The 12,411-nt window shown below is 63.9% G+C and carries 10 protein-coding genes; 6 read left to right on the top strand and 4 right to left on the bottom strand.

The window, feature by feature from the left end:
• Positions 1 to 13 precede the first annotated feature (13 nt).
• Complete coding sequence (purH, locus tag G6N74_RS13540; RefSeq protein WP_165118149.1) at positions 14 to 1,630, top strand: bifunctional phosphoribosylaminoimidazolecarboxamide formyltransferase/IMP cyclohydrolase; 1,617 nt, start codon at positions 14 to 16, stop codon at positions 1,628 to 1,630.
• Positions 1,631 to 1,786: 156 nt separating this feature from the next.
• On the opposite strand, the gene G6N74_RS13535 is transcribed toward purH, so the two are convergent.
• Together G6N74_RS13535 and G6N74_RS13530 are read right to left on the bottom strand one after the other, a co-directional pair.
• The gene (locus G6N74_RS13535) at positions 1,787 to 3,163 is read right to left on the bottom strand and encodes an MFS transporter (RefSeq protein ID WP_165118147.1); all 1,377 of its coding nucleotides are present in this window, start codon (positions 3,161 to 3,163) and stop codon (positions 1,787 to 1,789) included.
• A gap of 120 nt (positions 3,164 to 3,283) precedes the next feature.
• Positions 3,284 to 4,357, bottom strand: coding sequence for an adenylate/guanylate cyclase domain-containing protein (locus tag G6N74_RS13530; RefSeq protein WP_165118145.1), 1,074 nt, complete (start codon positions 4,355 to 4,357; stop codon positions 3,284 to 3,286).
• 116 nt (positions 4,358 to 4,473) lie between these two features.
• On the opposite strand from G6N74_RS13530, the gene G6N74_RS13525 reads away from it, so the two are divergent.
• The 3 genes from G6N74_RS13525 to G6N74_RS13515 all read left to right on the top strand — a co-directional run bounded on the left by G6N74_RS13525 (position 4,474) and on the right by G6N74_RS13515 (position 5,606).
• Positions 4,474 to 4,908 carry an SRPBCC family protein gene (locus G6N74_RS13525; protein WP_165118143.1) on the top strand — a complete coding sequence of 145 codons (435 nt, stop codon included), beginning with the start codon at positions 4,474 to 4,476 and terminating at the stop codon, positions 4,906 to 4,908.
• 210 nt (positions 4,909 to 5,118) lie between these two features.
• Complete coding sequence (locus G6N74_RS13520; RefSeq protein ID WP_165118141.1) at positions 5,119 to 5,427, top strand: hypothetical protein; 309 nt, start codon at positions 5,119 to 5,121, stop codon at positions 5,425 to 5,427.
• On the top strand, positions 5,424 to 5,606 hold the full coding sequence (locus G6N74_RS13515; protein ID WP_165118140.1) for a hypothetical protein: 183 nt from the start codon (positions 5,424 to 5,426) through the stop codon (positions 5,604 to 5,606). The genes G6N74_RS13520 and G6N74_RS13515 overlap by 4 nt, the downstream gene beginning before the upstream one ends.
• Positions 5,607 to 5,858: 252 nt before the next feature.
• On the opposite strand, the gene G6N74_RS13510 is transcribed toward G6N74_RS13515, so the two are convergent.
• Positions 5,859 to 10,664, bottom strand: coding sequence for an NAD-glutamate dehydrogenase (locus G6N74_RS13510; RefSeq protein ID WP_205826678.1), 4,806 nt, complete (start codon positions 10,662 to 10,664; stop codon positions 5,859 to 5,861).
• Positions 10,665 to 10,869: 205 nt separating this feature from the next.
• Between G6N74_RS13510 and G6N74_RS13505 the strand changes: the two genes are divergently transcribed.
• Positions 10,870 to 11,301 carry a hypothetical protein gene (locus tag G6N74_RS13505; protein ID WP_165118136.1) on the top strand — a complete coding sequence of 144 codons (432 nt, stop codon included), beginning with the start codon at positions 10,870 to 10,872 and terminating at the stop codon, positions 11,299 to 11,301.
• Positions 11,302 to 11,430: 129 nt separating this feature from the next.
• Positions 11,431 to 11,757: a YciI family protein gene (locus tag G6N74_RS13500; protein WP_091908933.1), complete on the top strand. Its 327-nt coding sequence runs from the start codon at positions 11,431 to 11,433 to the stop codon at positions 11,755 to 11,757.
• A gap of 9 nt (positions 11,758 to 11,766) precedes the next feature.
• Here the strand turns inward: G6N74_RS13500 and G6N74_RS13495 are convergent, their stop codons facing one another.
• Complete coding sequence (locus G6N74_RS13495) at positions 11,767 to 12,378, bottom strand: LysE family translocator (protein ID WP_165118134.1); 612 nt, start codon at positions 12,376 to 12,378, stop codon at positions 11,767 to 11,769.
• Positions 12,379 to 12,411: the final 33 nt, after the last annotated feature.

Raw genomic sequence — 12,411 nt, 5'->3', positions numbered from 1 at the left:
GGCCCGCTCCGACATGGCCGTCGCCTCCAAGAAAATCCCTGCACCCGATCTCGTTCCCGTCCGCCGCGCGCTGCTTTCCGTCTCCGACAAGACCGGCCTGGTCGACTTCGCGGCCGCGCTGGTCAAAGCCGGCGTCGAACTGGTCTCCACCGGCGGCACCGCCAAGGCGATCGCCGAGGCCGGCATCGCCGTGCGCGACGTATCGGAACTCACCGGCTTCCCCGAGATCATGGACGGCCGCGTGAAGACGCTGCATCCGTCGGTCCATGGCGCGCTGCTCGGCATTCGCGACGATCCCGACCATGCTCATGCCATGCGCGTCCACGGCATCGAACCGATCGACCTTGTCGTCGTCAACCTCTACCCGTTCGAGGAAGTCCGCCAGTCCGGCGCCGACTACGCCTCGATCGTCGAGAACGTCGATATCGGCGGGCCGGCGATGGTGCGCGCGTCCGCCAAGAACCACGCCTATGTCGCCATCGTCACCGACCCGGAAGACTACGCTCCGGTGATCAACGCGCTGGAGATGAACATCGGCAGCCTGTCCTTCGAGTTCCGCCAGAAGCTGGCCGCCAAAGCCTTCGCCCGCACTGCCGCCTACGATGCGGCAATCTCCGGCTGGTTCGCCGAGGCGCTAGCGATCGAGCACCCGACCTGGCGCGCTTTCGGCGGCAAGCTCGAAAACGTCATGCGTTATGGCGAGAACCCGCACCAGCAGGCCGGCTTCTACGTCACCGGCGAAAAGCGCCCGGGCGTCGCCACAGCGCGTCAGCTTCAGGGCAAGCAGCTCTCCTACAACAACATCAACGACACCGACGCGGCCTTCGAGCTGGTCGGCGAGTTCGACCCAGCCGGTTCTGCGGCAGTGGCTATCATCAAGCACGCCAACCCCTGCGGCGTCGCCGAGGGCGCATCGCTGAAGGCCGCCTATGCCAGGGCGCTGGCCTGCGACCCGGTCTCGGCCTTTGGCGGCATTGTCGCCGTCAACCGCCTGCTCGACGCGGAAGCGGCGGAAGAGATCGTGAAAACCTTCACCGAGGTCATCATCGCACCCGATGCCAGCGAGGAAGCGCAGGCGATCATCGCGGCCAAGAAGAACCTGCGCCTGCTCGTCACCGGCGGCCTGCCCGACCCGCGCATGGCGGGCGTCATGGTCAAGTCGGTCGCCGGCGGGTTGCTGGTGCAGTCACGCGATAACGCCGTGGTCGATGGGCTCGAGCTCAAGGTGGTGACGAAGCGCGCGCCGACCGCGCAGGAGCTGACCGACCTGAAATTCGCCTTCCGCGTCGCCAAGCATGTGAAGTCGAACGCCATCGTCTATGTCAGGGATGGTGCGACGGTAGGCGTCGGCGCGGGCCAGATGAGCCGGGTCGATTCGGCGCGCATCGCCGCCCGCAAGGCGCTGGACGCAGCTGAGGCGGCAGGCCTTGCCGAGCCGCTGACCAAAGGCTCCGTCGTTGCCTCGGATGCCTTCTTTCCCTTCGCCGACGGGCTTTTGTCGGCCATCGAAGCCGGCGCCACCGCCGTCATCCAGCCCGGCGGCTCGATGCGCGACGATGACGTGATTGCGGCTGCGGACGCGCATGGCATCGCCATGGTGTTTACCGGCGTGCGGCATTTCCGGCATTGAGCCGCCCTCACCTTCTCCACTTGTGGGAGAAGGTGGATTGGCGCGCAGCGCCAAGACGGATGAGGGGTGTTGGACGGAGCGCCAGGCTGGAACACCCCTCATCCGCCTTCGCTACGCTCAGGCACCTTCTCCCACAAGGGGAGAAGGAAGGCGCGGCTACCCCTCCACCTTGTCCGCCGGATAGGGCGTCGGCCACAGCACAGCCATGCCGACCACCAGAAACAGCAGGATCATCGCCATGCCCAGCCGCGGCGAGCCGCTGAGCGCCGTCACCGTCGCCACCAGAAAGGGCGCAGCGAAGCTCGTCGCGCGACCGGCCAGCGCATAGATGCCGAAATAGCGCCCCGCTTCCTCGGCAGTGACGCTGCGCGCCAGATAGGAGCGTGACGAGGCCTGAACCGGGCCGAAGGCCAGCCCGATCAGCAGACCGAACAGGATATAGGCCTTTTCCGCCGGCGTGCCGAACAGCCCGCCCGTATCGGCGCCCGGCAGCATCAGCGCGCCGAACAGCGTGAACCCCGGACCGGTCGAAACGATGCCCAGCGTCGCGATGGTCAGGAACACCAGCGAAATCATCACAACCGTCTTGGAGCCAAACGCCGTATCGAGCCGCGCCGCGATCCAGCAGCCGAAGATCGCGACGACATTGAGGATGATGCCGAAAACGCCAATCTCGGTGATGGACCAGCCGAACATAGCCGCAGCGAAGACGCCGCCCAGGCCGAGCACGGCGTTGACGCCGTCCTGGTAGATCATCCGCGCCACCAGAAAGCGCAACACGCCGCTGCGCTGGCGCACCTCGCCCAGCGTCGATTTCAGCTCGGCGAGGCCCTCGCGCACGGCAGGGCCGATCGGCTTGCCCTTGGCACCGTCGGGCGTAAAGAAGAACATCGGCAGGATGAAGATGAAGTACCACAGCGCCGAAAGCGGCCCGGTCGCGCGCGCATCCTCGCCGAGCTTCGGATCGAGACCGAACAGCGGATCGACGCCGATGATCGTCTTGCCCGTCTCCTGAGAACCGGCAAGCATCGTCACCACGAAGATCAGCGCAATCATGCCGCCGAGATAGCCGAGCCCCCATGCAATGTTGGAAATCTTGCCGATCTCAGCCTTGGAAACGAGGCGCGGCATCATCGAATCGTTGAACACAGTGGAAAATTCGGCGGCAACCGAAGCCAGTGAAAAGAGCAGGATCACCGGCACCAGCGGCGAACCGGGTGCGGCAAACCACAGCCCGCAGAGGCTTGCGATCTTGATCGCGGCGAAGAAGGCGATCCATGGTTTGCGCGGGCCGGTCTGGTCGGCAATCGAGCCGAGCACCGGCGACAGGATCGCAATGACGAAGCCGGCGGCGGCGATGCCGTAGCCCCAGGCCGCCTGCCCCATGGCCGGGTCGCTGGCCATGCGCGAGACGACATAGGGGCCGAAGATGAAGGTGGTGACCACGGTGAAGAACGGCTGCGCCGCCCAGTCGAAGAACATCCAGCCCCAGATGCCGCGACCGGAGGCGCGCTGAACTGTCACGTCGGCCATATTTCCTCCACCCGCCTGCGTCGCGTTTTAGGCTGGCGCCATGTCTGCATGTTTTTGGGAGTCGTGCAAAGGGGAGACTGCCTGCGCCGGAAATTCCTTGTCGGGCAATGAGCGTTTGCCTCACGCCTGCGGCGCGTAAACTACGCATAGAGCAGCGATGCCGCGCAGCCTGTGCTCGCCAAGCGGGATCAGGGCTTGCGTTGCTTCCGCCGCAAACGCGCCCGAGAGCAGCACCGAGCGACCGAGCGGCCGGCACAGGCCCTCCAGCCTGCTGACGAGGTTCACGGCAGGGCCGATTGCGGTGAAATCCAGCCGGTCAGCGGTGCCAATATTGCCCCACAGCATCTCGCCTATGTGAAGCGCGGTGCCGAAGGGCAGAGGCGCCAGACCTTGCGCGGCGCGGGTGCGATCGAGGTGATCCATGCCGGCGCGCGCTGCGGCAACCGCGCGTAGCGCCGCATCGCAAGCGGTAGCAGCGTCGCGCTCGCCGATCGGGAAGATCGCCAGAATGCCGTCGCCAATGAACTTCAGCACCTCGCCGCCGAAGGCATGAACCGCGCCGGCGATGCGGTCGAACCAGGCGTCGAGCGCTACGATCACCTCCCTCGGCGCGGTCGTTTCCGACAGCTCGGTGAAGCCGCGCAAATCGGCATAGAGCAGAGCTGCGCGGATCGTCTCGCCGGGCTCGCGCCGCAGCCGGCCGGCCAGCACCTGTGCGGCGCTGCGCCGGCCGAGATACGTTTCGAGCAGCACGGCAAGCGTCGAGCGGGCAGCAAGCACGGCAAGCGGTGCTGCGGCAAAGCGGGCGACCTCGCGCAGCAGTTCCAGGTCAGGCTCGCGGAATGGCCGCGTCGCTGCCCAGCCAAGCACGGCACCATCGGGGGCACTGCCGGCGAAATCCTCCTGCACGGCTTCGGTGCCGAGTTGCACCAGCCAGTCGCGTCCGACATTTGCATGATCGGCAGCCCCGGCGAGGCCGAAGCCAAGCGCCTCGATGACCTGTCCGCTATCGGCGCGCCACAACCATGTGCGCCGCGCGATGATCGGGTGCGGCGCTGCCTGGGTGAGCGCGCCACCCGCTAGCGGCAGCCCGTCGGCCACAAGCCGTGCGGCAAGCTCGGTGAGGAAGGCATCGGCCCCGGGCAGGCCGATCGCCTCGTCGACGAGAAACGACAGAGCGGAGCGAAGTTGCATGGCCGCCATCATGCAATGGTGTCAGGCGCATGTCATGAGGCGGCGGGCGCTTTCTTGCGCCGCATGCCGATTGGGCTACAGTGCAGCCATTGCGCCCGAGCCGGAGGAGGCTTACGATGGCCGAGACGCTTCGCATCGAGATCCAGATCGCAGCCCCGCAGGCGACGGTCTTTGCCTTCCTCACCGATCCCGACAAGATCTCGCGCTGGATCGGCCCGGCAACCACCGAAGCCCGTCCCGGTGGCATCTATCTCGTCAGCGTCGGCGACAAGCACATCGCCCGCGGCCAGTTCACCGAAGTGATCCCGATCCACCGCCTCGCCTACAGCTTCGGCTGGGAAGCGCGTGAGGAGATGCCGCCTGGATCTAGCCTGGTCGAGATCGATCTCGTCGAGAAGGATGGCGGCACCCTGGTGCGTTTCACCCATAGCGGGCTGCCAGACGAGAACGAGCGCGCCAGCCATGAAAAGGGCTGGAAGCACTATCTGCGCAGGCTGTCGATAGCCGCCGCCGGCGGCGATCCTGGCTCGGACACGTCACCCGAAGCGTAAGCCCTTCGCATCGGCATAGCGGCCTCCAGCCGGTGTTTGGCCATCATTGCCTGCCGGCCAATTCCCTGCAGTTGGTGCTATTCCCGGCAGGAAATCCCCGCTTGCTATTGGCCATGATCGGCGTACCGTCCATTCGTGACCAGCAATCGAAACGGGCGCTGGTTCTTGAGAGAGATTACCGCGCTTTCGCCCTCATCGAAGGAGAAAGCCATGACCAATCCTCATGATTCTCATTCCGGAAGTTTTCATCCCGCAAATCTGGCGCTGGTGAATCGTGTCGTGGGAAAGGTTCTCCAATGGCACGGTCTTAGCGAAAAGGGCCCGGATGCCGCCTATATTGGCGGCCGCGCCTTGCTGCTGTTTGACACCGGCGTTGTTCATGAAGAAGCACTTTTCAAGAAATTGAGACGCGAACCGCTGCCCAGGCGCTCCCATCGGGCATTTTCCGATCTGGTAAGATTGGATCAGCGCGAATGGCGTCAGCGAGGCATCAGAACGAATGGCGAGGCCTCTTCGTGACGATTATGGTGTCCCCAGATGACCTGAAGCGCGAAGTCCAGGCCGCATTGGCTGATCTGAGGGAATGCGAGGCGGAGCTTCACAAAGGTGAAGCCAGCAAGGCCGCAGACGTCATCAGAAATACGATTTCCCGGCTGGAAGGGCTGTTGCACATAGCCCAGCACGTGCAGCGCTCCTAGAAAATAGAAGCCGTTCTGGCGACACCTGAGAGACCGGATTGCGGCCGGCCCCGATTACGAAGTGAATTTGAAGGCCAAACTCAAGATCATGGCGCTTCCCGTGAAGCTTGACCAGATTCGCTGACGGAGATGCTGCGCACTCGGCATGAGCAGCTGGAGATGCTGGCGAAAGCCCGTCGAGACGAGGCAACCGGGCGTGCAACACGAGCCCAGGCCAGTGAACGGCCACACAAAATAGACTGCGTGCGGCCTTCACATCCCCGTCAAATCGCTCATCAGCCCGGATGCTACGGACAGCCGCGACACGGTGATGTCGCCGCCTTCCGTCAGCCCCTGCAGGCGCTCGCGGATGATCGCTATGCGTGCGCCGCCGGCATCGAGCCAGGCTGTGACGGGATCGGCCGCCTTGCCGAAGCCGGTGAGTGCTGCAACCGCGATGCCGCGCCTTGCCGTATCGATCGTGTCGGTCGCCCGTGACAGCGCCAGCCCGTCATAATAGTCGGATGGCGTGATCGCGCGCGCCGCGTCCTCGATGCGGGCGATGCGGAAGGCGTCGCTGACGCCGAAGAAGGCCTTTGCAGCGGCCACGATATCGGCCTTCGCCGTGCGGGCAACCAGCGCGATATCGGGAATGAGTTCGGCGACATCCGTCTGCGCCAGCCGCTCGGCCAGCCCCTCCGGTGCGCCTGCAGCAATGAAGCCGAGCCGCTTTTCTTCCAGCCTTGCCTTGTTGAAGGCCGGCAGCAGCGAGGAAAGTTTCGGCTCCAGCGCCTTGCGCGCCTCGGTCAGCTCGGCGATCTGCTGGTCCACCGCGCCGTCGCCCACGCCGTGCCTGAGGTACCAGCCGCATGCCACGAAGATAAGCCGGCCAACGGCCTGGTAGAGGTCGAGCTGCACCTGTCCGTCGATGCGGTTGTCGAGCGCGTCGATATCGCGATAAAGCGCCGGCAGGCCGAAGCCCGCCCGCACAACTGTGAAGGCCCGCACGACATCAGCCGCCGTGCTTCCCGTCGCTTCCTGTAGACGGTTGACGAAGGTCGGCCCGCCGCGATTGATCAGGTCATTGGCCAGAACGCGGGCGATGATTTCGCGCCGCAGCCGGTGAGTGCCGATTTCGGCGGCGTATTTCTTCGCCATCCTGTCGGGGAAATACCCCATCAGGTCGCGCTCGAAATGCGGATCGTCGAGCAGGTTGCTGGAGACGATGTCGGAAAACAGCACGATCTTGGCATAGGCCAGAAGCACGCCAAGCTCGGCCCGGGTCAGCGGCTCGCCACGCTTTTCGCGCTCAGTGAGGGCTGCCGGTGAAGGCAGCGTCTCGACGGTCCGGTCGAGCAGGCCCCGCGCTTCCAGAGCGCTCATGAAGCGGCCCTGATAGGCAATGTCGGCCAGCCCGCGCTTTCTCTGCAGCGAAAGCGACAACGTCTGCTGATAGTTGTTGGAAAGCACCAGCGCGCCGACCTCGCTGGTCATCTCGGCGAGCAGCTTGTTGCGTGCCGGCCGCCTCAGCGATCCCTTGCGCATGGCAGAAGCCAGCGCGATCTTGATATTGACCTCGACGTCGGACGAATTGACGCCGCCGGAATTGTCGATGGCGTCCGAATTGCACATGCCGCCAAGCAACCCGAACTCGATGCGCGCGCGCTGCGTCGCACCCAGATTGGCGCCCTCGCCAATAACCTTCACCCGCAATTGCGCGGCGGTGACGCGGATCGTATCATTGGCGCGGTCGCCGACTTCCTGGTTGCTCTCGCCGGCCGCCTTCACATAGGTGCCGATGCCGCCGAACCACAACAGGTCGGCCTCGGCCTTGAGGATGGCGTTCATGATCTCGTTGGGCGAAGCGGTCGTCTTGTCGAGGCCGATCGCCTTAGCCGCCGCTGCCGGCAACGTAATCGACTTCTGGCCGCGCGAAACGATGATGCCGCCAGGCGACAGCTTCGTCTTGTCATAGTCCTGCCAGCTCGAGCGCGGCAGGTCGAACACGCGCTTGCGCTCGGCAAAGGAGGCCGCCATGTCCGGATCGGGATCGATGAAGATATCGCGGTGGTCAAAAGCCGCGATCAGCCGCGTCTGCTCCGAAAGCAGCATGCCATTGCCGAAGACGTCGCCCGACATGTCGCCGACGCCGACGACGCTGAACGGCGAGGTCTGGATATCGCGGTTCATCTCGCGGAAATGCCGCTTCACCGCCTCCCACGCACCCTTGGCGGTGATGCCCATCTTCTTGTGGTCGTATCCGGCCGAACCGCCGGAAGCGAAGGCATCATCAAGCCAGAAGCCGTGCGCCTCGCTGATCGAATTCGCCGTGTCGGAGAAGGTCGCGGTGCCTTTGTCGGCGGCGACGACGAAATAGGGATCATCGGTGTCGCGCCTTATCGTGCTTTTCGGCGGCACCACCATGTCGCCATCGAGATTGTCGGTGATCGACAGCAGGCTGGAGACGAAATTGATATAGGCGCTCTTGCCCGCCTCGAACACAGCCTCGCGCGTTCCGCCGACAGGCGAGCGCTTGGGAAAGAAGCCGCCCTTGGCGCCGACCGGCACGATCACGGCGTTCTTCACCTGCTGCGCCTTTACCAGCCCCAGCACCTCGGTGCGGTAGTCCTGCGCCCGGTCCGACCAGCGCAGACCGCCGCGCGCAACCGGGCCGAAGCGCAGATGCACGCCCTCGACCTCCGAGCCATAGACGAAGATTTCGCGCCACGGCCGTGGCTCCGGCAGGCCGTCGACATTGCGCGAATCGAGCTTGATCGCCAGCGACTGGCCCTTTTCCCTAATGCCGGCAACGAAATGATTGGTGCGCAGCGAGGCTTCGATCAGATTGGCGTAGCGCCTGATGATCGTGTCGTCATCGATGTTCGGCACCTGCTCCAGCGCGTCCTTGATCGCAGCCTTCAGGTGCTTGGCAGTAACGTCGCCATCCTTGGCCTTGGGGTCGAAGCGGGCGACGAAGAGGTCAAACAGTGCGCGCGCGATCTGCGGGTAGCGGTTGAGGGCGGCGGCAATGAAATCCTGGCTCTGCGGAATACCGGCCTGCTGCAAATAACGGCCATAGGCGCGCAATATGCCGATGGACGTCGACGGCAGCGCCGCCGTCTGGGCGAGCGCGTTGTAGCCGTCATTGTCGGCGTCGCCGCGCCACACCGACAGGAACACCTCCTCGAACAGCGCGCCGCCATCGGAAAGGTCGATCGGCTTGCCGAAGGAATTTTCCAGATCCATGTCGTGGACGAAGACCATGCCGGCCGCCTCGTCGCCGACCTCGAAGGTGCGCTCGCTGATCACCCGGAAGCCGGTGTTTTCCAGTACCGGCACACGCCGCGACAGCGCCACCGGCGCGCCGTAATGATAGATTTTCAGCGCCGCCTGCTCCGGGCTCTGCCCAGCGTGGCGGTAATAATCGATGGCGATCGGGCTTTCGGCGCTGAGCGATGCGATCTGCTGCGCATCGACCAGCGCCTCAGCCGGGGTGAAACTGTTGCGGTAGCTCTCGGGGAAACGGTTGGCGATCGCGGTCAGGCCGGAATCCGCGCCGGAAGTCGCAGCAGTCTCCGCCATCGCGTCTTCCCACGTCCGCACGATGTCGCGGATCGCCGCTTCGATCGTCTTCTGCTCGACCTTGGGCGTCTTGCCGCCGGAGCGGCCGATGATGAAGTGGACACGCGCCAGCCCGCCTTCCGGGAAGGCCGGATAATAGGCCGAGACGCGTCCTTCGAACACGGTCTTTAGATAAGCGCCGATCTTCTCGCGCGCCACCGAATCGTAGCGGTCGCGCGGCACGAAGACCAGCACCGACACGAAGCGGTCGAACTGGTCGACGCGCACCAGCGCCCGCACGCGCGGCCGCTCGACCAGGCCGAGGATCGCCTCCGAATGCTTGCGCAGCGTCGGCACGGCCACCTGGAACAGTTCGTCGCGCGGATAGCTCTCCAGCACGTTGATCAGTGCCTTGCCGGAATGATCGGCCGGGTCGAAGCCGGACTTGGTGACGACCGTCTGCGCCTTGGAGCGCAGATAGGGAATCTTCATCACCGAGCGCGTATAGGCAGACGATGTGAACAGGCCGACCATGCGCAACTCGCCGGCAAGCCGGCCTTTGGCGTCATAGGTTTTCACCCCGACATAGTCGAGATAGATGCGCCGGTGCACCACCGACTTGGCATTGGCCTTGGTGACGATCAGCGGATCCGGCCCGTGCAGGAAGGCGCGGATTTCCGGCGTCGTCGTGTTGTCGCCGTCGATCTCGCGGCGCAGCACCATCACGTCGGGATCGCGCAAGATGCCAAGCCCCGGCTTGCCGGCGCGGTCGAGCGTGCCGCTCTTCTCGCCGCCGGTGTAGCGGAACTCGCGCATGCCGAGGAAGGTAAAATTGTCGTCGCGCAGCCATTCGAGAAAAGCGATCGCTTCCGTCACCGCATCCTTGTCGAGCGGGATCGGCGCATAGCGGAATTCGGAGATAGCCTGGTCCAGCCGCGCCAGCATCGGCTTCCAGTCGTTGACGGCATCGCGCACCTGCGAAAGCACGCGCTTCAGCCGCTCTTCCAACCCCTTGGCCTGATCCTCGCTCAGCGCGCGGATGTGAACGTGGATGACGCTCAGCCGGTCGGCGCCCTGGTCGCCCTTGCCCGCACCGCCCTCACCCAGTATCGCCTCGACGCCGCCCTTGCCGTGCTTCACGGCGATGACCGGATGGGTCACGAAGGCAGGTTCGCCCGCCGTGTCGGTGATTTCACCCAGCACCGAATCGAACAGGAACGGCATGTTGTCGTTGACGACGGTGACGACGGTCAGCGGCCTGTCGCCGACAGACACGCCGGCATCGCGGTCGATGGCGACGACGCATTCGCCCTTCTTGTGCTTTGCCACCGCGCGGCCGGCCAGTTCGGCGGCCTTGGCGAGTGCCGTCGCCTCATAGGCGGCGACGTCTTCGGCAGGCGCACGGGCCAGAAGATAATCCGCCAGCTGAACGGATCTGTCGGCGGTCTTTGTCGTGGCAACCTTCTTGGCTGGAGGAGCTTTTTTCGCTGCGGTTCTGGATTTGAGACCGGATGCCATGGAAATCTCCCCCGTCATATTCTTTTGCGACTATCGTAGCAGATGAACCGCGTTTGGCGACATGCCATCAACGCAAAATGCGAACTTCTTATGAAGGGCAGATGACGCGGGATCGGCGACAGAATTACGGCACTGGATTTGAAAATTACAGCATCCTAGCTTCACAGTGTCGAATTGAACGACAACGGCCTCTGGGCGAGGGTAAATGACGATAGATGACTCAGGGCGCTGGTGGGTCGGAAGCCAGTCCGGCGATATCCGGCCCTATTTGGAAGCCTATGCGGACGCATATGAAGTCGACGAATTTGGGCTATGCGGATGCAAATGCGGCTCGGAAAAATTTCTTCTGAAAACAAACGAGGATGCCGCCCAAAAAACATGCGCCGACTGCGGTCAGGAGAGCTTCATTTGCGACAGCGAAGAATATTGGGATGAGGCAAGCGCTGACGGTTACGTTTGTACTGAGTGCAACTCGGAACAAGCAAATATTGGGGTTGGCTTCTCACTTTATCCGGACCGCGAGGCAATACGTTGGCTCTACCTCGGCGTGCGGTGTGCCTCATGCGGAGTGCTGGGTTGTATTGCCGGATGGAAGATAGGCTACTCACCATCGCTGCATTTGATCGAAAGCGTTTAAGCCAATCATTCGGCCATCATTGTTGATTGGCTTATTTCGGTGATCTCTAAAATAATGATCGTGGTGCCGGCGCTTGTCGGCCGGCGCCGGCGTGGCGGGGTTCCCAACGGACAAGATGGGAGGACTGGCATGGCGAAATTTCTCTACGTCTATCATGGCTCCGGAAAGATGCCGGAAACCGAAGCCGAGAAGAAGGAAGTGATGGACGCCTGGACCGGCTGGTTCGGTAGCCTGGGCGCGGCGGTGGTCGATGGTGGCAATCCTGTCGGCATGTCGAAAACGGTGCTGCCCGGCGGCAAGGTCGAGAACAATGGCGGCTCGAACCCGACCGGCGGCTATTCAATCATCGAGGCGAAAGACATCGACGATGCCGCCAGCAAGGCCAAGGGCTGCCCGATCCTGTCGGCGCCCAACTGCAGCATCGAGATCGCGCCGATCATCGAGATGAGCATGTAGTTTCGGCAGTTATCGCGCCGCGATTGCGGCGGCAGCACCCGCCATGGTCGTGGCGCTGACGCGGTTGGCGATCTTCATGGCGCGCTGGCTTTTCAGCAGCCGGCGCGCTTGCGCGGCTGCGATGACCCAGGCGATGTCTATGGCGACCAGCACTATTCCCATGGTCAGCGTCAGTTCGACCCAGCCGACGACGCTGACCGAGGCGAGGTCGATGATGGTCGGCAGCAGCGCCAGATAGAACATCATGATCTTTGGGTTGCCGAGCGTCACGGCCATGCCGGCGAAGAACAGTTTTACGGGCGAATCCTCGCGCGGCATCTCGCCGTCGCGCACCGCGACAGGGGCCGTCCACATCTTCCAGGCAAGGTAAGCGAGATAGGCCACGCCCGCCCATTTCACGATAACGAAGGCGAGATGAAAGCTCTGCGCCACGACGGCGAGCCCGAACACCGCCAGCGACAGCCAGATCGCCTCGCCGATCCACATTGCGGCCAGGAAGGGCAGCACATCGCGAAAACCCTTCGAGATCACCCGCGCGACAAGTGCCGCAACGCTGGGACCGGGCGAGCCAGCGGCGACCAGCAGCGCGCCTGCGAAGATGAGAAGGGATGTGGGTTCCATGGATGATCCTCCGGGCAAGGCGTCGGAGAATAT

Source organism: Mesorhizobium zhangyense (genome assembly GCF_011045115.1).
Lineage (GTDB): Bacteria > Pseudomonadota > Alphaproteobacteria > Rhizobiales > Rhizobiaceae > Mesorhizobium_M > Mesorhizobium_M zhangyense.
This window is presented reverse-complemented; position numbering and strand designations above follow the sequence as displayed.

Bases quoted from the DNA above. Each gene is read 5' to 3' on its own strand.
- G6N74_RS13495 (WP_165118134.1), bottom strand. From the start codon at position 12,378: ATGGAACCCACATCCCTTCTCATCTTCGCAGGCGCGCTGCTGGTCGCC.
- G6N74_RS13505 (WP_165118136.1), top strand. From the start codon at position 10,870: ATGACGATAGATGACTCAGGGCGCTGGTGGGTCGGAAGCCAGTCCGGC.
- G6N74_RS13520 (WP_165118141.1), top strand. From the start codon at position 5,119: ATGACCAATCCTCATGATTCTCATTCCGGAAGTTTTCATCCCGCAAAT.
- G6N74_RS13500 (WP_091908933.1), top strand. From the start codon at position 11,431: ATGGCGAAATTTCTCTACGTCTATCATGGCTCCGGAAAGATGCCGGAA.
- G6N74_RS13530 (WP_165118145.1), bottom strand. From the start codon at position 4,357: ATGCAACTTCGCTCCGCTCTGTCGTTTCTCGTCGACGAGGCGATCGGC.
- G6N74_RS13525 (WP_165118143.1), top strand. From the start codon at position 4,474: ATGGCCGAGACGCTTCGCATCGAGATCCAGATCGCAGCCCCGCAGGCG.
- G6N74_RS13510 (WP_205826678.1), bottom strand. From the start codon at position 10,664: ATGGCATCCGGTCTCAAATCCAGAACCGCAGCGAAAAAAGCTCCTCCA.
- G6N74_RS13535 (WP_165118147.1), bottom strand. From the start codon at position 3,163: ATGGCCGACGTGACAGTTCAGCGCGCCTCCGGTCGCGGCATCTGGGGC.
- purH (WP_165118149.1), top strand. From the start codon at position 14: ATGGCCGTCGCCTCCAAGAAAATCCCTGCACCCGATCTCGTTCCCGTC.